The 22492-nt window shown below is 70.9% G+C and carries 21 protein-coding genes and 2 tRNA genes; 7 read left to right on the top strand and 16 right to left on the bottom strand.

Annotation, left to right across the window (positions count from 1 at the left end; genetic code table 11):
- Positions 1 to 39: 39 nt before the first annotated feature.
- Positions 40 to 1035 carry a Gfo/Idh/MocA family oxidoreductase gene (locus EDF51_RS12105; RefSeq protein WP_134195027.1) on the bottom strand — a complete coding sequence of 332 codons (996 nt, stop codon included), beginning with the start codon at positions 1033 to 1035 and terminating at the stop codon, positions 40 to 42.
- 129 nt (positions 1036 to 1164) lie between these two features.
- Here EDF51_RS12105 and EDF51_RS12100 point away from each other — a divergent pair, with 129 nt between their 5' ends.
- The gene (locus EDF51_RS12100; RefSeq protein WP_134195025.1) at positions 1165 to 2073 is read left to right on the top strand and encodes an HAD family acid phosphatase; all 909 of its coding nucleotides are present in this window, start codon (positions 1165 to 1167) and stop codon (positions 2071 to 2073) included.
- Between the two features lie 3 nt (positions 2074 to 2076).
- Here the strand turns inward: EDF51_RS12100 and EDF51_RS12095 are convergent, their stop codons facing one another.
- The 12 genes from EDF51_RS12095 to EDF51_RS12040 all read right to left on the bottom strand — a co-directional run bounded on the left by EDF51_RS12095 (position 2077) and on the right by EDF51_RS12040 (position 12111).
- The gene (locus tag EDF51_RS12095; protein WP_123938665.1) at positions 2077 to 2517 is read right to left on the bottom strand and encodes a BLUF domain-containing protein; all 441 of its coding nucleotides are present in this window, start codon (positions 2515 to 2517) and stop codon (positions 2077 to 2079) included.
- Between the two features lie 101 nt (positions 2518 to 2618).
- Positions 2619 to 3422: a glycoside hydrolase family 16 protein gene (locus EDF51_RS12090; RefSeq protein ID WP_134195023.1), complete on the bottom strand. Its 804-nt coding sequence runs from the start codon at positions 3420 to 3422 to the stop codon at positions 2619 to 2621.
- Between the two features lie 194 nt (positions 3423 to 3616).
- A tRNA-Thr gene (locus EDF51_RS12085) sits at positions 3617 to 3689 on the bottom strand.
- Between the two features lie 46 nt (positions 3690 to 3735).
- Positions 3736 to 4371, bottom strand: coding sequence for a TetR family transcriptional regulator (locus tag EDF51_RS12080; RefSeq protein WP_134195021.1), 636 nt, complete (start codon positions 4369 to 4371; stop codon positions 3736 to 3738).
- A 48-nt stretch (positions 4372 to 4419) separates the two neighbouring features.
- Positions 4420 to 5562, bottom strand: coding sequence for a DNA polymerase III subunit delta' (locus EDF51_RS12075; RefSeq protein ID WP_123292158.1), 1143 nt, complete (start codon positions 5560 to 5562; stop codon positions 4420 to 4422).
- A gap of 61 nt (positions 5563 to 5623) precedes the next feature.
- On the bottom strand, positions 5624 to 6259 hold the full coding sequence (gene tmk / locus EDF51_RS12070; RefSeq protein WP_134195019.1) for a dTMP kinase: 636 nt from the start codon (positions 6257 to 6259) through the stop codon (positions 5624 to 5626).
- Positions 6256 to 9063, bottom strand: coding sequence for a type I DNA topoisomerase (topA, locus tag EDF51_RS12065; RefSeq protein ID WP_134195017.1), 2808 nt, complete (start codon positions 9061 to 9063; stop codon positions 6256 to 6258). The genes tmk and topA overlap by 4 nt, the downstream gene beginning before the upstream one ends.
- Positions 9039 to 9488 (bottom strand): hypothetical protein, encoded by a 450-nt coding sequence (locus tag EDF51_RS20175; RefSeq protein ID WP_207896142.1) that lies wholly within the window; start codon positions 9486 to 9488, stop codon positions 9039 to 9041. The genes topA and EDF51_RS20175 overlap by 25 nt, the downstream gene beginning before the upstream one ends.
- A 16-nt stretch (positions 9489 to 9504) precedes the next feature.
- Positions 9505 to 9867, bottom strand: a complete 363-nt coding sequence (locus EDF51_RS12055; protein WP_123938660.1) for a TadE family protein — start codon at positions 9865 to 9867, stop codon at positions 9505 to 9507.
- The gene (locus tag EDF51_RS12050) at positions 9851 to 10063 is read right to left on the bottom strand and encodes a DUF4244 domain-containing protein (RefSeq protein WP_123938659.1); all 213 of its coding nucleotides are present in this window, start codon (positions 10061 to 10063) and stop codon (positions 9851 to 9853) included. Before EDF51_RS12050 ends, EDF51_RS12055 begins: the two co-directional genes overlap by 17 nt.
- An 84-nt stretch (positions 10064 to 10147) precedes the next feature.
- Positions 10148 to 10948: a type II secretion system F family protein gene (locus EDF51_RS12045; protein ID WP_166673536.1), complete on the bottom strand. Its 801-nt coding sequence runs from the start codon at positions 10946 to 10948 to the stop codon at positions 10148 to 10150.
- A gap of 59 nt (positions 10949 to 11007) precedes the next feature.
- Positions 11008 to 12111 (bottom strand): TadA family conjugal transfer-associated ATPase, encoded by a 1104-nt coding sequence (locus EDF51_RS12040; RefSeq protein WP_134195013.1) that lies wholly within the window; start codon positions 12109 to 12111, stop codon positions 11008 to 11010.
- Positions 12112 to 12828: 717 nt separating this feature from the next.
- Between EDF51_RS12040 and acs the strand changes: the two genes are divergently transcribed.
- Positions 12829 to 14781, top strand: coding sequence for an acetate--CoA ligase (gene acs / locus EDF51_RS12035; protein ID WP_134195011.1), 1953 nt, complete (start codon positions 12829 to 12831; stop codon positions 14779 to 14781).
- Between the two features lie 79 nt (positions 14782 to 14860).
- Here acs and EDF51_RS12030 read toward each other — a convergent pair whose 3' ends face one another.
- Together EDF51_RS12030 and EDF51_RS12025 are read right to left on the bottom strand one after the other, a co-directional pair.
- Complete coding sequence (locus tag EDF51_RS12030) at positions 14861 to 15322, bottom strand: RidA family protein (protein WP_134195009.1); 462 nt, start codon at positions 15320 to 15322, stop codon at positions 14861 to 14863.
- Entirely contained in the window at positions 15319 to 15477 is a 159-nt protein-coding gene (locus EDF51_RS12025; protein WP_017888699.1) for a DUF4177 domain-containing protein, read from the bottom strand. Before EDF51_RS12025 ends, EDF51_RS12030 begins: the two co-directional genes overlap by 4 nt.
- 50 nt (positions 15478 to 15527) lie before the next feature.
- Between EDF51_RS12025 and EDF51_RS12020 the strand changes: the two genes are divergently transcribed.
- From EDF51_RS12020 to EDF51_RS12000, 5 genes are all read left to right on the top strand, one after another.
- Entirely contained in the window at positions 15528 to 18089 is a 2562-nt protein-coding gene (locus tag EDF51_RS12020) for a transglycosylase domain-containing protein (protein WP_133938439.1), read from the top strand.
- Positions 18086 to 19042: a metallophosphoesterase gene (locus EDF51_RS12015; RefSeq protein ID WP_123292148.1), complete on the top strand. Its 957-nt coding sequence runs from the start codon at positions 18086 to 18088 to the stop codon at positions 19040 to 19042. Before EDF51_RS12020 ends, EDF51_RS12015 begins: the two co-directional genes overlap by 4 nt.
- Before the next feature lie 91 nt (positions 19043 to 19133).
- A tRNA-Pro gene (locus EDF51_RS12010) sits at positions 19134 to 19207 on the top strand.
- 150 nt (positions 19208 to 19357) lie between these two features.
- A complete protein-coding gene (locus EDF51_RS12005; protein WP_134195007.1) occupies positions 19358 to 20383 on the top strand; it encodes an ATP-binding protein in 1026 nt (341 codons plus the stop codon).
- Positions 20380 to 20997 (top strand): response regulator transcription factor, encoded by a 618-nt coding sequence (locus tag EDF51_RS12000; protein ID WP_131879233.1) that lies wholly within the window; start codon positions 20380 to 20382, stop codon positions 20995 to 20997. Before EDF51_RS12005 ends, EDF51_RS12000 begins: the two co-directional genes overlap by 4 nt.
- Positions 20998 to 21088: 91 nt before the next feature.
- On the opposite strand, the gene EDF51_RS11995 is transcribed toward EDF51_RS12000, so the two are convergent.
- A complete protein-coding gene (locus EDF51_RS11995) occupies positions 21089 to 22138 on the bottom strand; it encodes an LLM class flavin-dependent oxidoreductase (RefSeq protein WP_134195005.1) in 1050 nt (349 codons plus the stop codon).
- Positions 22139 to 22492: the final 354 nt, after the last annotated feature.

Here is a 22492-nt window from a genome sequence, read left to right as displayed (position 1 = left end):
CCAGGCCGGATCGTCCCGATGTGGACGACGCGACCCGGATCAGGGCGCTGTGGAGGCGTCGTCCGCGGGGTAGCGCACGCCGACCTGGCGGCGGGCTTCGTCCATGACGGCCATGATCGCGACCGACTGTTCGGCGTCCATCGGACCGCCCTCGTGCGCGCCGGACGTGACCATCGCCTCGAACGCGCGCGCCTCGTGGCCGTAGCCGGCGAGCTCCTCGCGCGCGTCGAACTCCTCGACCACGACGCCGTCGCGGTCCCGGATCCGCCACGTCGTCGGGGTGTACCAGGTCGAGTCGACGTCGATGCGCCCCGCTTCGCCGATGACCGAGGCCGTGTTCGGGCTGCGCACGTCCATCCCGAAGTGGATCACCGACTGCGCACCGCCGTCGTGCGTCAGGACGATGCCCATCTGCGTGTCGACTCCCTGCGCGCTCAGCGTGCCGGCCGCGACGAGCGAGGTGGGCACGCCCAGCACGTCGACGGCGAAGGACACCGGGTACACGCCCAGGTCCAGCAGGGCTCCACCGCCGAGGGCGGGATCGCGCAGCCGGTGCGACGGGTCGGTGGGCAGGGCCTGGTGGTGCGTCGCCTCGACGAGCACCGGCCGGCCGATGCGCCCCTCGGCCAGGACCTCGCGGATCATCGCCATCTGCGGCAGGAACCGGGTCCACATCGCCTCGGTCACCGCGACTCCCGCTCGACGGGCAGCATCGACCACGTTCCGCGCCTCGGCCGCCGTTATCGTGAAGGCCTTCTCGACGAGGACGTGCTTGCCGGCGCGGATCGCGAGCAGGGCGTCCTCGGCGTGCCGGACGTGCGGGGTCGCGACGTACACGGCATCGACCGTGTCGTCGGCGACGAGGTCCTCGTAGGAGCCGTGCGCCCGTGGGATGCCGAACTCCGCCGCGAACGCCTCGGCACCGTCGCGGGTGCGGCTGCCGACCGCCGTGAACTCGATGCCCGCGGCGACGCAGTCGCCCACGAAGGACCGGGCGATGCCGCCCGTGCCGATGACTCCCCAGCGAACCGTCATGCGGCCATGTCTACCAGGACGGGCCGCAGCACTTTGGTATGGACTCCACGGGTGATTGCCAGCTAACGTGCTGCGAGATCCCCCATCCGGGGGTCACTCCTCCCCGAGTCGAAGGTGTGCAGGTCCTCCATGCGCCGTTCCGTCCTCTCCGTCGTCGCCACCAGTGCGGCGATCGTCCTCACGTCCACCCTCGTCGGCGGTCCGGCCAGCGCACACGGGTGGGGCGACCCAGGACACGGACCGGGACACTCGCCGGGGCACTCCGCCGACGCCGGCCTGACCCCGCGGACGCACTTCACGATGGCTGCCGACGGCACGTCCGGTGCGACCCAGGGCGGCGAGGGCATCCCGAACATCGACTCCGTCAAGAAGACCATCGCCACCTACTACGGCGACCCCGGCACGGGCCTGGCGAACCGGACCGACTCCCCCTACATCCGCGAGATGCGATCGATCGTCGCCCGCCAGGGAGCGTCGCTGCAGCGCATCCACGACCGCGCCGTCCGCCACGGCGAGAAGCCCGCGATCGTCCTCGACGCCGACGACACCACGCTCTGGACCTACGACATGGAGGTCGCGGACATGCACTTCGTCTTCGACCCCGCACGGCAGGACGAGTGGGTGCAGGACGAACGGTTCCCCGCGACCCCGTCGATGACCTCGCTCGTGTCGATCGCACAGCGTTCCGGCTGCACGATCATCGGGCTGACCGGCCGGAACGCCGATCAGGAGACCGCCACCATCGACAACCTGCAGCGCGTCGGCTACCCGCAGTTCTCGGCCACGAAGCGCGGCACCGAGACGTACTACACGAAGTGGACCGGGGTCGGGGCGTCGCAGCAGCCGTCGTACATCACCTGCGCCACGGCGAAGTGCACCACCGTCGAGTACAAGTCGCAGACCCGGGCGCACATCGAGTCACGATCGGGCGGCCGCTACGACGTGGTCGCGAACTTCGGCGACCAGTACAGCGACCTGCTCGGGGGCTCGGCGGACCGCAGCGTCAAGCTGCCGAACCCGACGTACTACCTGCCCTGACCCTCAGCGCCGGTGCTTGCCGAGTGCGGCGTCAGGCGCGGCCATCGGGTGGGTGCGGAACCAGCGCAGCAACGCTCGCGCCTTGCTGGTGTCCGCACTCCGGTCGCCGTCGGACAGGAACGTGTCGAAGCCGTCGGGGAGCGCGGTCTCGTGGTCGCGGTCGAACGCCATCGTCCACTCGCCGAACCGCGGCGTGTGGATCCGCTCCTCGACGAGCAGCCCGACGTCGGTGTGCCGGGGGTCCTCGGTGATGCGCTGGTACGTCTCGAGGACCGCGGCCTCGGGCCCTTCGAGCAGCTGCATGAAGCGGCCGTCCTTGTACACGAGCAGGCCGGACAGGCCCGATGCGGCGTTCCGGGCCCTGGCGTGTTCGAGGAGCGCGTCGAGGCGGGGCTGGTCGAAGGGTTCGTCGGCGGCGCTCATGTAGACGAGTGACAGGAGCATGACGACCTTCCGAACGGAGAACACGGCTTCGGTTCGATCGTCCCGCACGACGGGGGTCTGGCGCAGCCCCAGAACGGGGAGCGGGCCGGCGCGGCCCGGCGTCACTGCGCGTCGTAGGTGCGGACCCAGTCGATCTGCAGGTGGCCGGCCTTGCCCCAGTTGCCGACCTGCACCATGTAGCGGTGCGGGGTCGTCGGGACGTTCCGCGCGACCGTGAAGACGAGCTTGCCGTCGAGGTAGTAGTGGATCGCCCGCCCGGGGATCCACTCCGTCGTGTAGGTGTGCCAGTCCCGCCAGGACACCCGGGTGTTGTAGTTGTCCGACGCCTTCTCGTCCCCGGGCAGCATCGAGTGGTGGAACACCCGCGGCGAGCCGTCGAAGTTGCCCTCGGGGTAGTTGAGTTCGCCGTCCGCCCAGTCGTTCGACGTCGGCCAGAGCATGATCGCTGCGCCGTTCTTGTCGCCGCCGGTGGCACGGGCACGGACGCTGAACGAACCGCCGACGTGCGACCAGGCGTCCTCGGGCGTGCCGAACGTTCCGGCCGAACCGTGCTCGCCGTCGAGGGCGATGTCCATGTACCCGTCGTGCGCGCTGACCATCTTGCTCGAGTAGTACTTGCCGCCGGTGCCGTCCGGGTACGGCTGCCACGACTGCGCGTACGTCGCCGCGAACGGGCCGTTCGCCGCAGCCGGCGTGTCGAAGTCCACCGAGAACGTCGGCGTGCGCCCGATGGTCGGATCGGTGGCCACCGTGGTCGGGTGCGGGGTCGGGCTCGCGCTGCTGCTCGATCCGCCGGCCGGGGCCGCCGATGACGTCGCCCGCGACTCCGGTACCGCGGCGGCCGTGATGGCCAGCGCAGCAGCCGCAGCAGCCACCAGGATGACGGTCGTCGCACGCTTGAACACGGTACCTCCGTCGGTCGTCCGCCGAGGGGTACGGGGCGGTGCAGGTGGTCGGTCGCGGGGATCCCCGCGTCCTGACGAGGCTAACCCGCGGCCTCCTCCGCTGTCTGGTCCGGAGCCAAGGGGTGCGGTTTCCCGCAGACGCAGAAATCCCCGGTCAGGACCTGTTGCAGATCCGTGACCGGGGATGTGTTCTGAGCCGCCTGTCGGAATCGAACCGACGACCTATTCATTACGAGTGAATCGCTCTACCGACTGAGCTAAGGCGGCGCGCTCGCTCCGAACCCGGAGCGGCACGATCAATGACTATACAGGTTCAGACGAGTGAACGCGAAACGAGCACGCCGAGCTCTGCGAAGGACCTGCGGAGCTCGTCGACCAGGTGCGAACCGGCCTCGGAACCGGACCACTCCCACCACGCGTGCCGGAGCGCACCGAGCGCCACGATCGACGCCAGGCGCGCCCGACGACGGAGCGCATCGGGGTCCGCGGCGAGCTCGGCATCCTCGCGTTCGAGCCGCCGGGCGACCGCCGCCTGGATCTCGGCCTGGAACTCCTTCATCGACTCCATGCGACGGCTGAAGAGTTCGGGGTTCGCCCGGAGCACCTGCTGCCGTTCCTCGATGAGTCCGCGTTCCTCGATGAGCTCCTGCGTCGAGTGGACGAGCAGTGCACCGAGGTCCGACAGCAGGTCGCCGTCCGGACCCCCGTCGACGAACTCCTGCAGCGCGGCGTCGTCGGGCAGCTCCGGGTCGTCCCCGAGGATCGCCTGTTCCTTGCTCGGGAAGTAGTTGAAGAACGTGCGGGGTGAGACGTCGGCTCGACGCGAGATCTCGTCCACGGTGACCGCACCGAGGCCGTCCTCGATCGCGATGCGGAGCGCGGCCGCCTGGATGGCGCGGCGGGTGGCGCGGCGTTTCCGTTCGCGCAGGCCGGGTTCAGCGTCGGGCATGCCGTGATTGTCCCATGCCCCACTCGTCGCGGGGAGAGTCCGTCGCGGTCAGTGCCGGACGCGGGCGATCGTGACGAGCAGCGCCTCGAGCGCGAGCAACGCCGCCACGTTCGCGGCGATCCGCTGCCGGGCGAGGGCGATCGCGTCGAGCACCTCGAGCGCCGCGGCCGGCGTGACCGACTGCAGCGCCTGGTCGAGGTGGTCGCGCATCGCCAGGTTGACGGGTTCCGCCGGGGCACCAAGACCGAGCAGGAGCAGGTCGCGGTACAGCGAGGACACGTCGACCAGGATGCGGTCGAGACCGTCGCGCAGGCTGCGGGTCGCACGGCGCTTCTGGTCGTCCTCGAGCAGCCGGAGCTGCGAGCGGAGGGCCGGCGGGATCGTCCCGCCGGGTTCGATGCCGAGCGATCGCAGTGCGGCGTCGCGTTCTTCGGAGTCGCGCTGCTGCGTGATCGCCTTGGCGTCTTCGTCGGCAACGGCGAGCAGGTCGGCGGCGGCCATCACGGCGTCGCCGACGCTCCGGACGCCGAGCACGGTCGTCAGGGTGCGGCGGCGACGATCGCGGGCGTCCTCGCTCGTCGCCAGGCGCTGCGCCATGCCGATGTGGCTCTGTGCCTGCCGTGCTGCGTCCATCGCGAGGGCGCGGTCGATGCCGGTGCGGGCGACGAGCAGGTCGGCGACGGACTCGATGCCGGGGACCCGAAGGCGTACGGAGCGGACGCGCGACCGGATGGTGGGCAGCAGGTCGGCTTCACTCGGGGCGCAGAGGATCCAGACGGTGCGCTCCGGAGGTTCTTCGAGCGCCTTGAGCAGCAGGTTCGAGGTGCGTTCCGTCATGCGGTCGGCGTCCTCGATGATGACGATGCGGTACCGCCCGACCGAGGGCGAGTAGTACGACGAGGTCACGAGCTGCCGGATCTCGTCGATCGTGATGATCACGCGCTGCGTCGTGAGCACCGACACGTCGGGGTGGGTCTTCGCGGTGATCTGCTGCAGGGTGTGGTCGTCGTCGGGACCGTTGCCCACGAGGGCCGCGGCGAACGCCGTCGCCACGTTCGACCGGCCAGACCCGGGCGGCCCCGTGATCAACCACGAGTGCGTCATGCCGCCGGTGCCGTCGGTCGACTCCGCGGCGTTCCGGAGGGAGGCGACTGCTTCTTCCTGACCGGTCAGGCCGTCCCACACGCTCACGGGACCATCCTGTCAGCGACCACCGTCATGCGGGCGACCACCATCTTGCGGGCGACCACGGTCATGCCGGGTCGATCGCGACGAGCGGGGCGACCGCGGCCCGGATCGCACGCTGCACGTCCTCGGTGGATCCGCCAGCGTCGACCACCAGGAAGCGGTCGGGCTCGGCTGCCGCCATGTCCAGGAAGGCCTGTCGCACCGACTCGTGGAACGCCTCGGCCTCGGACTCCAGGCGGTCGAACGTGTCGCCACGGGCCGCAGCGACCCGGGCGCGTCCGACCGTCACGTCGAGGTCGAGCAGGATCGTCAGGTCCGGCGCCAGGCCGTCCGCCGCCCACTCCGACACCGAGCGGATGTGTTCGGCGCCGAGGCCGCGCGCGACGCCCTGGTAGGCGACCGACGAGTCGATGTACCGGTCCTGCAGCACGACCTCGTCGCGGGCGATCGCCGGACGCACGACCGTCTCGACGTGGTGCGCGCGGTCTGCCGCGTACAACAGCGCCTCGGCCCGGGGCGACACGTGCCCGCGCTCGTGCAGCACGATCTCGCGGATCCGGAGGCCCAGGTCGGTGCCGCCGGGCTCGCGGGTGCGCAGGACGGTGCGGCCGTGCCCGACGAGCCACGCCGAGAGCAGCTCGGCCTGGGTCGTCTTGCCCGCGCCGTCGCCGCCCTCGAGCGTGATGAACCGTCCGGTCACTTCTTCTTCGCCGGCGCCCGTCGGGCGGGCGTCTTCTTCTTGACCGGGCCCTTGGCGCGTTTGTCCGCGATGAGCTGGACCGCACGGGCGTGGTCGACGGCCTCGACGTCCTCGCCCTTCGGGATCGTCGCGTTCGTCTCGCCGTCGGTGACGTAGGGGCCGAAGCGGCCGTCCTTCATCTTGATCGGCTTGCCGGACACGGGGTCCGCCTCGAACTCCTTCAGCGCGGAGCTCGCGGCACGGTTCCCGCCGTACTTCGGCTGCGAGAAGATCTCGAGCGCACCGGGGAGGTCGATGTCGAAGATCGCGTCCTCGCCCGGGAGCGTTCGGGTGTCCGTCCCCTTCTTCAGGTACGGGCCGTAGCGACCGTTCTGCGCGGTGATGTCGTTGCCGGTCTCCGGGTCCTGTCCGACGACGCGGGGCAGGTCGAGGAGCTTCAGCGCGGTCTCGAGGTCGACGGTCGCCGGGTCCATCGACTTGAAGAGCGAGGCGGTCCGTTCCTTGGGCGCCGCGGCCTTCTTCGTCGTCTTCTTCGCGGGGGCCTTCTTCGCCGGGGCCTTCTTGCCGGTCGTCGTCTCGGCGGGGGCCTCGGCTGCTGCGGGCTCCGGGGCGGCGGCCGCGGCGTCGACGACCTCGCCGGTCTTCGGGTCGACGGTGGGCTCGGGCTCCGGGGTGCGCTCCGTGACGTAGGGGCCGAAGCGGCCGTCCTTCGCCAGGACCTCCTTGCCCGTGTCCGGGTTGATGCCCACGACGCGGTCGCCGATGACGGGGGCGTCGACGAGTTCCTTGGCCTTCTCGACGGTCAGCTCGTCGGGTGCCAGGTCCTCGGGGACGTTGACGCGACGCGGCTTCTCCGGGTCGTCGCTCGGCACCTCGATGTAGGGGCCGTAACGACCGATCCGCAGGGTGAGGCCCGGTGCGAGCTCGACCGAGTTGATCTCACGCGCGTCGATCTCGCCGAGGTTGTCGATGACGGTCCGCAGGCCGCGCTGGTCGTCGGCGCCACCACCGAAGTAGAAGCCCTTGAGCCAGTCGACCCGGTCGGCGTCGCCGCGGGCGATCCGGTCGAGGTCCTCTTCCATCTCGGCGGTGAAGTCGTACTCCACCAGTTCGCCGAAGTACTCCTCGAGCAACCGGACCACGCTGAACGCGATCCAGTTCGGCACGAGCTGGGTGCCGCGCAGGGAGACGTAGCCGCGGTCGATGATCGTCGGGCTGATCGTCGGGTAGGTCGACGGACGCCCGATCCCGAGCTCTTCCAGCGTCTTGATGAGGCTGGCCTCGGTGAAGCGCGGCGGCGGCGTGGTGTCGTGCCCCTTCGCCAGCACGTCGTGCACCTCGAGGTGCTCGCCCTGCTTGACGTCGGGCAGTGCGACGTCCTGGCCGGCACGCTCGCTCGACTCGTGGCGGTCCTCGTCGCGGCCTTCTTCGTAGGCGCTGAGAAACCCGCGGAAGGTGATGACGGTGCCGGACGCGGTGAACTCGGCGTCCGTGCCGCTCGCGGTCGACGTGATGCCCTCGACCGACTCGGCCGACGAGATACCGAGCACGATCGATGCGGTCGACCCCTTGGCGTCCGCCATCTGGGAAGCGACGGTGCGCTTCCAGATGAGGTCGTAGAGCCGCCACTCGACACCGGTGAGCGTGCCCTGGAGCTCCTGCGGAGTGCGGAAGGAGTCGCCCGAGGGACGGATCGCCTCGTGCGCCTCTTGCGCGTTCTTGCTCTTGCTCGCGTACAGACGGGGCTTGTCCGGCACGGTCGCGGCGCCGTACAGGTCGGCCGCCTGCTTACGGGCCGCGTCGATCGCCTGCTTCGAGAGCGAGACCGAGTCGGTACGGATGTAGGTGATGTACCCGTTCTCGTACAGCGTCTGTGCTGCACGCGCCGTCTGCCGCGGCGAAAGGCGCAGCTTGCGCGCTGCCTCCTGCTGCAGGGTCGACGTGGTGAACGGTGCCGCCGGACGGCGGGTGTACGGCTTCGAGTCGACGCTGCGGACGGTGGCGTCCCCGGCGCGCTCGAGCACGGTGGTCAGCGAGGCGGCTGCGGCCTCGTCGAGACGCACGACGTCACCGCTGAGCGCACCGCGGTCGTCGAAGTCACGCCCCGAGGCGACGCGGGTGCCCTGGATCCGGGCGAGTCGCGCCGAGAAGGAGGACTCCCCCGCCTTCTCGAACCGAGCGGAGAGGTCCCAGTAGTTGGCCGAGACGAAGGCGAGTCGCTCGCGTTCGCGGTCGACCACGAGCCGGGTCGCGGCGGACTGCACGCGACCGGCGGAGAGGCCGGGAGCGACCTTGCGCCACAGGACCGGCGAGACCTCGTACCCGTAGAGGCGATCGAGGATGCGGCGGGTCTCCTGCGCGTCGACGAGGGCGGTGTCGAGCTCACGGGTGGCCTCCTGCGCCCGCTGGATCGCTTCCTTCGTGATCTCGTGGAAGACCATCCGCTTGACGGGGACCTTCGGCTTGAGGACCTGGAGCAGGTGCCAGGCGATCGCTTCACCCTCGCGGTCTTCATCTGTTGCGAGGTAGAGCTCGTCGGCATCCTTGAGCGCACGCTTGAGCTCGGCGACCGTCTTCTTCTTGGCGTCGGACACGACGTAGTACGGCTCGAAGCCGTTGTCGACGTCCACCGAGAACTTGCCGAGGGAGCCCTTCTTGAGCTCGGCCGGCAGGTTCTTGGGCTCGACGAGGTCGCGGATGTGTCCGACCGAGGCCTGGACTTCGTATCCGTCACCGAGGTATTGCGCGATCGTCTTCGCCTTCGCAGGGCTCTCGACGATCACGAGCTTCTTCGTGCCTGGCACGTGTCTCCTTGATCCGTGGTGCTGGTCGGCCCTGGACACGAACGTGTCCGGGTCGCCCGGGACATCGGTGACCGGTGGCCGACAGGCACACCATACACACCGTGGTCGGGGTGGTCGTCCGCCGGACCGGCGACCGCGGACGCGCCGACGGCGAACGGTCCGGAGCCGACGACCACCCGCACCCGGGCCGTCGCGGCGGCGAGGTCGCAGGCCACGAGGGCCGAGCCGTTCGCCCGTGCGACCTGCTCGGCGACGTCGCACGGCGAGCCGGTCAGGAGTCCGACGGAGGCCGCAGCGGCCGAGGTCGCGGCGGCGTCGGCGGCATCCCCGGCCCGGACCGCTTGCGTGCGGTGTCCGGCGGCGGCGAGCGCTGACGACGCGACGAGCACCCCGACGCCGAGGACGGCGGCGACGAGCACGGTCACCGAACCGCGCTCGGGGTCAGCGTCCCCCGGCCGCAGCACACGCCGTCGCCCGGAGCGGCAGCGCCGAGAACGGACCGGTGCCGCCGCGCGTGGCGTCGACGCACACCAGGTCGTCGGTGCGCCGGATCGTGACGGAGGATCCCGGCGCGATCCGCTCGGCGGCGGCGAGTCCGACGGCGTCGTCCCCGCGCCCGACGCCCCGCGCAGCCGCCGCGGCGGCCGACTGCAGGCGTCCTTGTCCGTCGACGACCAGCACGGCCGCGACGAGCAGGGTGAGGACGAGTGCGACGGCGGGCAGCACGACCGCGAACTCGACCGTGACCGAGCCCCGGTCGGAGTCCCGGTCGGGGCGCCGCGCCTGGTCACAGCGAGAGGGCACCGCGGACGAGCTCGGTGAGGATGGTCTGCACCTCGCCCGAGCGCATGACGGCGACGAGCACGCCGGCGAACGCCACGGCGGCGAGGATGACGACCGCGTACTCGGCGGTCGCGGACCCCTGGTCGTCCTGCGCGACGGCGCGGAGCCGGTCGACGACGCGGCTGGTGCGATGGATTCGGTTCGGGGTGGTGCTCATGGGTTCGTCCCTTCTGTTGCGGTGATCCCAGCGTGGCGCGTGGCCACCGCACGATCGGGGCCTCGAGCGGCATCTGTGGAGAGGTCATCGCGCACCGACGACGGTGGAGGAGAGGACGCCGACCACGACGGGGACCACTCCGACGAGCACGAACGCGGGCAGGACGCAGACACCGAGCGGCAGCACCAGTCGGACGGCCAGGCGCTCGGCCGCGGCGAGGCCGGCGGCAGCAGCGTCGTCACGGACGTCCTCCGCGGCGCGGCGCAGCAGTCCCGCCGCGGGCACGCCCGCTCGCACGGCCAGGTCGAGGACCTCGCGCAGGCGGACCACGTCGGCAGCCGGCGGGACGATCCCGTCGGCAGCACGACGGACCGCCTCGCCGGCGGCGATCCACGAACCACCGCCCGAGACGGCCACCGCCCAGGCGTCGAGGACGACCCCGGGCACGCGTCCGTCCGGCGTCGCCGACCGGACGAGCCGCGCGGTCCAAGCGCGCCCGGACAGGACGAGCACGGTGGCGAGCGCCGAGCAGACCCAGCCGAGCGGCGAGCTCGTGAGGACCTGCACGGCTCCGGACCCCCACGCGGCCCCGAGTCCGAGGCCGAACAACGGCAGCGCCAGGACGACGTGGGCGCTGGTGCGCGGGCCGGCGAGGGCGACCCGGATCGCCCGGTCCGACGCTGCCGATCGGCGGAGCGCTCCGGCGAGGGCCCCGAGCGTCTCCGCGACGGGGGCGCCGGTCCGGTCCGCGACCCGCAGGACGACGGCGATGTCCGCGGACGCGGGAGCGGTCCCTGCGGGGAGCCTGCCGACGAGCTCCCAGGCCCGCGGCGGCGGGACCCCGGCGGCGACGAGCGTCGCGACGCGGTCCAGGGTGCCGGCCACGCGCGCCGGGTCGAACGGCGCGGGACGCCGGACCCGACGTCCCAGGAGCGACCCCCTGCTCACGGTGCCCCGTCCACCGGGCGCACCCCGAGCCTCCCGTCCGCCCCGACGTGGAACGCGCCCACCGCAGCGAGCCGTCGTCCGCCTGCCCGACGCTCGACGTGGAGCACCAGGTCGAACGCGCTGACCGCTTGTCGGGCGAGCGCCTCGACGCCGAGCCCAGCGAGGGCGCCGAGCGCCTCGAGCCGAGCGGCGACGTCCGCGACACCGTTCGCGTGCACGGTGCCGGCGCCCCCGTCGTGGCCCGTGTTCAGCGCGGACATGAGCTCGCGGACCTCGGCGCCCCGGCACTCCCCCACGACGATCCGGTCCGGGCGCATCCGCAGGGCCTCACGCACGAGCCGGTCGAGGCCGAGCGCGCCGACGCCCTCGGCGTTCGCCTGCCGCGCCTCGAGTGCGACCACGTGCGGGTGGGCGATGCGCAGCTCGGCGACGTCCTCGACCGTGACGATCCGCTCGTCGGCCGGGACGGCGCCGAGCATCGCGGCGAGCAGGGTGGTCTTGCCGCTGCCGGTGGCACCGGTGACCAGGACGTTGCGGCGCTGGTGCACGGCGGCCTCGACGACCGAGCGCGGCACGTGCTCGAAGGTGCCGGCGCGGTCGAGTGCTGCGAGGGTCGGCCGGGCGGGGTGTGGGAGCCGGATCGAGATCGCCGTGCCACCGACCGAGACCGGGGCGAGCACGACGTGCACCCGGATCCCGTCGCCGTGCCGGACGTCGGCGCACGGAGTGGTCTCGTCGACGTGGCGTCCGCCGAGCGCCACCAGCCGCGTGGCGAGCTCCCGGGTGCGCGCCTCGCTCAGGCGCGGCGCGGCGGCTTCGAGTCCGCCGCCACGGTCGGTCCAGGTGCCGACGCCGCCGACGACCAGGACGTCGGTGACCCCGGCGTCCGTCACGAGACCGGCGAGTTCCTCGAACTCGACGACACCGTGCGGTTTGCGCCGAAGAGCGGCAGCGGCAGCCCCGGGTGGGAAAGGCCCGACCCCGGGCGGAACAGGCCCGGCCCCGGGCAGAACGGACCCAGCCCCGGGCAGGAACGGTCCGGCCCTGGGCGGAACAGGCCCGGACGCGGGCAGGAACGGCGTGGCACGGTGACGGTGCATGACGCCAGAGCGTAGGAGGAGAGCCGTTTTCGGCATCCGGTGCCACAACCAGCCTGTGGAGAGGTAAGCGCTGATGGCACCAACGGACCGATTTGTCCCCCGAAACGGAAAGCCGTACCCCACTCGGCGAGGAGCGCCCGACGCAGCGCGACGACAGACCACACGAGCAGGTCCTCTCGATCACGGGCGCCGGGACGGAGTAGCAATTGCTACGGGCCCGTCGAACGTTCCATGCGAAAGCATGTACCGGTCTGTCCACTCGACCGGCGTCCCCGTGCGGATCGCCGCCGATCACCGGCGGCCGGCGAGCGCTGATCGCTCGAGCCGGACCCCGGACAAAAGAAGAGGCGGCACCGGTTGGGGGGAACTGGTGCCGCCTGGACATCGAAGGATTGGGGGGAATCCGATTCGATGCCGCCGGAAACGAGTCCAGCAGGAACTACTGTACCCCACGATCCGCCCCTCGGGGCAACCCCCGACACGACCGCCGGGCGTGCCGCCGCGACCAGGACACACCGGCGTGCGCCGTCGCGGCCCCGCTGCCCCAAACCTGCGCCCGCCGCCGCGGCCCCGCGCCCCCAGACCCGGGCCCGCCGCCGCCGCGGCCCGGCTCCCCCGCACCCGGGCCCGCCGCTCGTCACGCAACCGCGCAGCGCACGGGCCGAGGGGTAGTCTCCGTGGCGCACCCTGAGGACGCAACGACGCGAAAGGACATCGATGTCCACTCCGACCCAGACCGACCACCGCGAGGACGACGGCGCCACCTTCCCGCCGACACCCGAGTTCGTCGCCGACGCCGTCGCGCACGAAGACCTGCACGAGGCCGCCGCCGCCGACCGCGAGGCCTTCTGGGCCGAGCAGTCCCGCAGTCTGCTCGACTGGCGCACCCCGTTCACGCAGACCCTCGACTGGTCCGGCGCCCCGTTCGCGAGGTGGTTCGCCGACGGCACGCTCAACGTGGCCGAGAACTGCCTCGACCGGCACGTCCGCGCGGGCAACGGCGACCGGGTGGCGATCCACTTCGAGGGCGCACCCGGCGACACCCGCCGGATCACCTACGCCGAACTCACCGCCGACGTGCAGCGCGCCGCGAACATGCTCACCGACCTCGGCGTCGGGCAAGGCGACCGCGTCGTCGTCTACCTACCGCTCATCCCCGAGGCCGTCGTGACGATGCTCGCCGTCGCCCGCATCGGCGCCGTGCACTCCGTCGTCTTCGGCGGGTTCAGCGCCGAGAGCCTCCGTGCGCGCATCGAGGACGCCGGCGCGAAGCTCGTCGTCACGGCAGACGGCGGCTGGCGCCGTGGCGCGGTGTCAGCGCTCAAGCCCGCGGTCGACGAGGCACTCGAGGGCGAGGGCACCGACAGCGTCGAGCACGTCCTGGTCGTCAAGCGCGGCGGCAACGAGATCGCCTGGAACGACCGCGACCTGTGGTGGCACGACGAGGTCGCGAAGGCCGCCCCGGAGCACACGCCCGAGGCCTTCCCCGCCGAGACCCCGCTGTTCATCCTGTACACCTCGGGCACGACCGGGAAGCCGAAGGGCATCGTGCACACCTCCGGCGGGTACCTGACCCAGGCCGCGTACACGCACAAGAACGTGTTCGACATGCACCCGGAGAAGGACGTCTACTGGTGCACCGCCGACATCGGCTGGATCACCGGGCACTCGTACGTCGTCTACGGCCCGCTGGCGAACGGCGTCACGCAGGTGCTCTACGAGGGCACGCCCGACGAGCCGAAGCCCGGCCGCTGGTGGGACATCGTCGACTCCTACGGCGTCACCGTCCTGTACACGGCGCCGACGGCGGTCCGTGCGGCGATGAAGGCCGGCCGCGAGATCCCCGAGGCGCGCAGTCTCGAGACCCTCCGTCTGCTCGGCAGTGTCGGGGAACCGATCAACCCCGAGGCGTGGAACTGGTACCGCCAGGTCATCGGCCACGACCGCACGCCCATCGTCGACACGTGGTGGCAGACCGAGACCGGCGCGATCATGATCTCCGCGCTGCCCGGCGTCACGAAGCTCAAGCCCGGTGCCGCGCAGACGCCGCTGCCCGGCATCGTCGCCGAGATCGTCGACGACGACGGCAACCGGGCCGACCCCGGCGAGAGTGGCTACCTCACGATCACGGAGCCGTGGCCGTCGATGGCGCGCGGCATCTGGGGCGACCCGGACCGCTTCGTCGAGACCTACTGGTCGCGGTTCCCCGGCCGGTACTTCGCCGGCGACGGAGCGCGGCTCGACGGTCAGGGCGACATCTGGATACAGGGCCGCGTCGACGACGTCATGAACGTCTCCGGGCACCGCCTGTCGACGGCCGAGATCGAGTCCGCCCTGGTCGGGCACGAGGGCGTCGCCGAGGCCGCCGTCGTCGGAGCCGCCGACGAGACCACCGGACAGGCGGTCGTCGCGTACGTCATCCTGACCGCGGAGGCAGCGGCCGACGTCGACCGCGAATCGGCATCGACCGAACTCCGCAACTGGGTGGGCAAGCGCATCGGTGCGATCGCGAAGCCCCGTCAGGTGGTCATCGTGCCCGAACTGCCGAAGACGCGCTCCGGCAAGATCATGCGGCGTCTGCTCCGCGACGCGGCCGAGGGGCGCCGCATCGGCGACACGACGACGCTGGCCGACCCGACGATCATGGCGACCATCGCGGAACTCATGTAGTCCGTGTCACGCAGGTGGGGCCTCCAGTCCATGTCGGACGGGAGGCCCCACCTGCGTTCGCTTCACTGCTGACGGTCCGTCAGGACGTCAGTTCCACCACCAGCTCGACCTCCACAGGAGCGTCCAGCGGCAGCACCGCCACGCCCACCGCGCTGCGCGCGTGGACGCCGGCGTCACCGAAGACCTCGCCGACCAGGGTGGAGGCGCCGTTCGCGACCCCGGGCTGGCCCGTGAAGGACGGCTCCGACGCGACGAACACGGTGACCTTGACGACCCGGGCGACGCGGTCGATCGAGCCGGCGACCGACTCGACTGCGGCCAGTGCGTTGAGCGCGGCCACGCGGGCCTGCGCGGTGGCGGTCTCGGCGTCGACCGACGCCCCGACCTTGCCGGTGACGGGCAGTGCGCCGTCGACGAACGGCAGCTGGCCGGCCGTGTAGACGTACTGGCCGGTGACGACCGCAGGGACGTAGGCGGCGACGGGTGCGGCGACCGGCGGGAGCGTCAGCCCCAGCTCGGTCAGGCGGTCCACGACGCTCATGCGTCGGCCTTCGGACGCTTGAGGTACGCGACGAGCCCACCCTCGGGGCCGGTGACGATCTGGACCAGCTCCCAGCCCTCGTCCCCGTAGTTGTTGAGGATGGCGGTGGTGTTGTGGATCATCAGGGGCGTGGTGAAGTACTCCCAGCGAGTCATGCGGTTCCTTGCCAGCCTTTCAGTCGTGGGTGTCGTTTAGGCTGCATCCTATGTCTGCCCAGAAGACGTCTGCCTCGCGGACCAAGCCCGTCTCAGCAGTCGGCGCCTTCATCGGATTCGTCGGGTTCAGTGCCCTCGCCGGCCTGCTCGTCACGATCGGGGTCACCCCGGCCATCGCGGTCGCCGGTGTCACGACGACCTCGACGATCGGTGTGTTCGAGTCGCTGCCGGAGTACATCGAGATCGGTGACCTGCCGCAGCGCAACGAGCTGTACGCGTACTCGGGCGGCAAGTCGGTGCACTTCGCGACGCTGTACGACCAGAACCGGCAGGAACTGAAGTTCGACCAGATCAGCGACCAGCTGAAGAACGCCGCCATCGACGGCGAGGACAAGCGCTTCTACAGCCACGGCGGCGTCGACATGACCTCGCTCATCCGCGCCGGCGTGGGCAGCATCGCCGGTGGACTCGGCGACTCGGGCGGTGGGTCGACGTTGACCATGCAGCTCGTCCGCAACATCAAGATGAACGAAGCGCTGAACCTCCCCACGAAGAAGGAGCAGCAGAAGGCCTACAACGAGGCCGTCGAGCAGACCATCCCCCGCAAGCTCGAGGAGATGAAGCTCGCGATCGGGCTGGCGAAGAAGTACTCCAAGAAGGAGATCCTCACCGCCTACCTGAACATCGCCTACTTCGGTGACCAGACCTACGGCGTGCAGGCCGCCGCGCAGCACTACTACAACAAGAGCGCGACGAACCTGACCCCGGCCGAGGCTGCCTCGCTGATGGCCATCGTGCAGTACCCCGAGGCGCGCAACCTGTCGACGCCGAAGAAGTACGACGCCAACGTCGCTCGACGCAACGTCATCCTGCGCTCGATGTACGACCAGAAGAACCTGACCGAAGCCGAGTACCGCACGGCCCGCCTGTCGAAGCCGGCGGACTACGTGCACCTGACGCAGCCGTCGCAGGGCTGCCGGGCATCGGTCGGCGACGGCTCGCAGTTCTTCTGCGACTACGCCAAGAAGGTCGTGCTCGAGATGTCGCAGCTCGGCTCGTCGCAGAAGGCTCGCGACACCGCGTGGCGGAACGGCGGCTACAAGATCCAGACGACGCTGAACATCGACCTGAACGCCGAGCAGAAGCAGCTCCTCAACACGTACGACAACAAGGCCGAGACGAACCTGGCGCTCGGTGCGACACTCAACTCGATCGAGGCCGGCTCCGGCCGCATCGTGACGATGGCGCAGAACAAGGACTTCGACGAGTCGCTGAAGTCGGCACCGACGTCGACCTCGTTGAACTACAGCGTCGACTACAAGTACGGCAACTCCGGCGGGTTCCAGACCGGCTCGACCTACAAGCTCTTCACGCTGCTGGATTGGATCAAGGCGGGCCACGGGCTCAACGAGACCGTCAGCGGTGCTGAACGTGTGGTCACGCCGTGGACCATCTGCGGTCAGACCGACTACACGAAGTTCGACGTCTCGAACGATGCTCCGGGCGAGGGCGGTAACTGGAGCGTGCTCGGGGCCACCGCTGGCTCGATCAACGGCGCGTTCGCATCGATGGCCCAGAAGCTCGACCTCTGCGACATCCGCGACATCGCGCAGTCGCTCGGCGTGCACCGTGCTGACGGCGGCGAGCTGCAGTACCAGAACCCGTCCGCGATCCTCGGCACCAACGAGATCGCCCCGATGACGATGGCCGCCGCGTACGCCGCTGTTGCGAACAACGGCATCTACTGCAAGCCGATCGCCATCGACCAGATCACCTCGCCGTCCGGCAAGCAGCTCGGCGGACAGACGAAGGACTGCCAGCAGGCAGTTGACCCGGCGTTCGCGCAGGCTGCGATCTACGCCATGAAGGGCACGATCACCAGCGGTACCGCGCGCGGTGCACAGACGCCGGACGGCACCCAGATGTTCGCCAAGACGGGCACCACCGACGAGGCGGACCAGATCTGGCTCGTCGGTGCAAGTTCGCGCGTCGCGACCGCCTACTGGCAGGGCAACACCGACGGTAAGAAGAACAACCTCCGGCACTACAGCAACGGCGTGGGCGGGACCTACGCCGGCTCCCGTGCCGACGTCTGGCGTCAAGCGATGACCGCGGTCAACGCCACCTACCCCGCCGGTGCCTTCACGGACCCGCAGCCGACGGCGATCCGAGGCAACGCCAAGGCACTCCCGAACCTGCAGGGGAAGACCGCTGACGAAGCCCGCGCAGCGATCTCCGGCGCCGGCTTTACCTACGTCGACGGTGGCGCCCGCCCCGGCACCGGCAACCCCGGTTCGGTGTCGTCGACCTCGCCGTCCGCCGGTGCGCTCCTGTCCTCCGGATCGAGCGTGACGGTCTACACCTCGGACGGGTCGCAGGCCAACGTGCCCGAGATCGGCGGCGACTCACTCGGCGACGCCCGCTCGGCGCTGAACGACGCCGGCTTCGGCAACGTCAACGTGTCGGACGACTTCGCGAAGGGCGGCGGCAACAAGACCTGCAAGGTCGCAGCCGTCGAACCCGCGATCGGTGCCGCCGCCGACAAGAACGCCGACGTGAACGTCCAGTTGTACGGCGACAAGAACGGCAAGGCGCCCAAGGACTGCAAGTGACCCGCGGTCGCGCCGCGCTCGGGGTCCTCGCAGCCGGCGCGGCCGTCGGCGCTGCCTCGTTCGCCTGGGGCTCGCTCGTCGAGCGTCGACGCTTCGGCATCCGGTGGGAGACCGTCCCGGTCCTCCCGCCGGGGTCGCGTGACGTGACGGTCCTGCACCTGTCCGACATCCACATGGCCCCGTGGCAGGCCGACAAGCAGCAGTGGCTGCGCGACCTGTCCCTGGTGGAGCCGGACTTCATCGTGAACACCGGCGACAACCTCGGGCACCCCACGGCGAACGCGGCCGTGGAGTACGCACTCGAGCCGTTCCGGGGTGTCCCCGGCGTGTTCGCGTACGGGTCGAACGACTTCTTCGGACCGTCGCCGCGCAACCCGCTGAAGTACTTCTCCGGCCCGAGCCGCATGCACAGCGAGGCGAAGCCCGTCGAGCTCGACATCGACCGGCAGACGGCGTTCTTCGAGTCCCTCGGGTGGCTCGACCTGAACGACCACGCTCGCGCCATCGAGCTCCGCGGCTCGCGGTTCGAGCTGTTCGGCACCTCGGACGCGCACCGCGACTGGGACCGGCTCGACCTGCTCCCCACGAACGTCGACGAGATGCGCGGCGAGGTGCCCTGGTCCGAAGACGAGGACGGCCCAGCTCCCGTCGCGATCGGTGTCACGCACGCGCCCTACCGCCGCGTGCTCGACGCCTTCGTCACCCAGGGTGCGGACATCATCTTCGCTGGCCACACCCACGGTGGCCAGGTCCAGGTGCCCGGGGTCGGTGCCCTCGTCACGAACAGCGACCTCCCCCGCCGGTACGTCAGCGGGCTGCACAAGTGGGAGCACCGGAACCACTGGTCGTGGCTCGAGGTCTCGGCCGGTCTCGGCACCTCGATCTACGCGCCGGTCCGGTTCGCCTGCCGGCCCGAAGCGGTCGTCGTCACCCTCACCGCCCGCACCTCCTGACGACGCGCCCGGGAGTTCGCCGGATGGTCGTGAGCACCCCCGATCATCGGATAGTATTGTCGGGTTGCTCCGGTACGGAGTGATCACACCGCGGGGTGTGGCGCAGCTTGGTAGCGCGCCTCGTTCGGGACGAGGAGGTCGCAGGTTCAAATCCTGTCACCCCGACACTGTGTTGAGACAGTACGAAGAAGGCCCTGGTTCTCCGGAACCGGGGCCTTCTGCTTTTCCACGGTCGAGCGCTCGGCACTACACCTCCCGACACACGACGTGGCCGCCGCTCCGCCGGCTGCGACGACGCAGATACCCTCGACAGCGATGTCACGCGCCGACCACTTCCGCCCGGTCCTCGAACGGATCGCCGCACAGTTCCCCGAGCTCGCCGACGACCCGGTCCTGACGCAGAACCTCGTCGACAACGTGACGTCGATGATCGCCGAGGCACACGCGCGCTACGCCGCCGGTGCCGAGGACAGCGTGGTGAGCGGCGCGTACCTCGATCCGGAGCACCTGGCCTCCGGCTCCCTGCACGCCGAACAGTCCCAGCCCCCCGCCGGCGCGATGCTCGCCGCGGAGATGCTCTTCGACGCCTACCTGCCGCTCTTCGTGGACGAGGTCGGCGCGGAATCCACCGCCGAGGTCCTGCGTGCCACCAGGGCGCTCCACGCGGGCATCTGGAGCCGGTTCCCCGCCGGGGCCGTCGCCTACACGGAAGCGCTGCGCCAGCGCGCCACGACGGCGCACCTGGACTCCCGCACGCAGATCGCCCGTGACCTGCACGACCGCGTCGCGCACGGCATCCTCGCCGGGCTCCAGCGGCTCGACCTCGTGCTGCTGACCGATCCCCCGGCCGGTGAACGAGCCGACCAGCTCGACGACGCCGCACGGCTGCTGCGCGGAGCACTCGGCGACGTGCAGGACCTCGCGGTGAGCCTGCACGCCCGCGTCGGCGACGCCCTGCTCGACGATGCGCTCGCCCGGCACGCCAGGGACCTGTTCTCCGACGACGACCGTTTGTCGTTCAGCACCACGGGTACGCCCGAGCACCTGCCGAACTGGCAGGCGGAAGAAGCACTGACGATCCTGCTCGAGGCGCTCACGAACCGCCGGAAGCACGCTCCGCACTCCACCGCCGAGGTGCACTTCGCGTGGACCACGGCATCCCTCGTCGTGACGGTCTCCGACGACGGTCCGGGCTTCGACCCCGATGCCGACGCCGACGGACGCCTCGGGCAGCAGACCATGCGCGAGCGGGCCGCGGTCATCGGCGCGCGACTCGACGTCGAGAGCACCCCAGGCACCGGCACCACCGTCCGCCTGACGATCCCGAGGGGCACGCTGTGACCGTCACGCACGTCGCCATCGTCGACGACCACCAGCTGTTCCGCGAAGGACTGGCCACGATCCTCGCCGCTGTCCCCACGATCCGTGTGGTCGCACACGGCGAGCGTCCGTCCGACGTCCTCGACTCCCCCGAGGCGGCCGCCATCGACGTCCTGCTCCTCGACGTCGAGCTCGACGGTCCGCCGGCACGCACCACGATCGCCACGGTGCGCCGCACCCGTCCGGACGTCCGCGTGGTGGTGCTCACGATGCACCGCGATGCCGTCCTGCGTCGGACACTGCTCGACGCCGGTGCGGTCGACTTCGTGACGAAGGACACCCCGAGCCGCGAGCTCGTCGACCGCATCGCCCGGGCCGCACACGCCGATGCCGCGCCGGTGACGTTCCCGGTCGACCTGGTCACCGAGGCCCGCGCGGGATCACCGCTCAGCGACCGCGAGCTCGAGGTCTTGCGGCTCCTCGCGGCTGCGCGCACCAACGCCGAGATCGCGACGGACCTGCAGCTCGCGATCGGCACGGTCAAGCGGCACGTCTACAACGTGTTCCGCAAGCTCGACGTCGGTTCGCGGGTCGGCGCCGTGGCTGCGGCGACGCGCCTCGGCCTGCTCACCTGAGGCTCCGCTCCACTTGGTGAGCAGAAATGGTCGGGTGCCCGACGGCGACCCGACCATTTCTGCTCACCAAGCGAACGAACGAGCGAACGAGCTAGACCGACGCGGACGCCGCCGCGCCAGCGCGCACGAGCCGCCCGGCGGCGTGCAGCCCCGCGACGACGTCGAGCGCCTGGTGCCGGTACCGCGCCTGCGCAGCACCCGGAGCGACGATCACGCCGTTCGCCCCGGTGGACGCCACGAGCGCGTTGATCTTGTCCGCCACCTGGTCAGCGGTGCCGTACGCCTGGCGCTCGGTACGCGCGGCGATGAACCGACGCTCGAGGTCGTTGAACTCGTACGCGCGGGCCTCGTCCATCGAGACCGGCTCGGGCTTCCGTCCGGAGCGCATCCGGATGAACGAGATCATCCCGGGAGCACTCTGCTCGTCGACGACGGCCGGGTCCTCGTCCGTGACGACCTGCACGCCGATGAGTGCGTTCGGCGTCTGGCGGAACCGCGAGGGCCGGAACGAGTCGCGGTACAGTGCGAGCGCCGCCTCGGTGTTGTCCGACGCGAAGTGGTGGGCGAAGGCGAACGAGACGCCGAGCGCCCCGGCCACCTGCGCGCTGTACCCGGAGGACCCGAGCAGCCAGAATTCCGGCACGTCGCCGTAGCCCGGCACCGCACGGATACCCGACAGCGGGTTCGACTCGTCCATGCCGGTGAAGAACCCGATCAGGTCGGCGAGGCGGTCCGGGAAGTCGTCGACGTCGAGCCGGTCGGTGCGGCGCAGCGCCATCGCGGTCGCCCCGTCGGTGCCCGGCGCACGGCCGAGTCCGAGGTCGACGCGGTCGCCGTACAGCGCTCGGAGCGTGCCGAACTGCTCGGCGATGACGAGGGGTGCGTGGTTCGGCAGCATGACGCCGCCGGAGCCGATGCGGATGGTCGAGGTGGCCGCGCCGACGGCGCTCAGCAGCACCGCGGGGGCCGACGAGGTGATGCCGGGCATGCCGTGGTGCTCGGCGACCCAGAACCGCTCGTAGCCGAGCTTCTCGGCGTGGACCGCCATGTCGATCGAGCCCTGCAGGGCCTCGGTGTTGGACTGGCCGTACTCGCGCGTCGCCAGGTCCAGGACGGACAGGTGCAGGGTGTCGTCGCTCATGTGGTCACCAACGTGCGCCGCGGCGCACGCATTCCACGACGAGACCGCCTCCACCACCGGTCCGGACACGCCGTCGTCCGCCGGCCGACCGGTCACCAGGCGTCGCCCGGACGTCGAACAAGCGACGGTTCGCGACCGAACGGCGGACGCATGCGGCGCGCCTTGGACGTCAGGCGCGACGGCCGGGAGGCCCTTGGCGGGGCTGCACCGCGCCTCCAGGCCGCCTGCGGTCGCGTCTCGAGCGCCGAGCGGTCACGACCTGCCGCGCGCACCTCGCGGACTGGTCGCGTCCGGTCGCCCGACGGGCGCACCGGCGACGCGACGTGTCCGCTCGGCGAACGCGAGCGATGTGTG

The sequence above is a fragment of the Curtobacterium sp. PhB25 genome, from assembly GCF_004365375.1.
Taxonomy (GTDB): domain Bacteria; phylum Actinomycetota; class Actinomycetes; order Actinomycetales; family Microbacteriaceae; genus Curtobacterium.
Note: the sequence above shows the minus strand (reverse complement) of the source record. Positions and strands in the feature narration are given on the sequence as shown.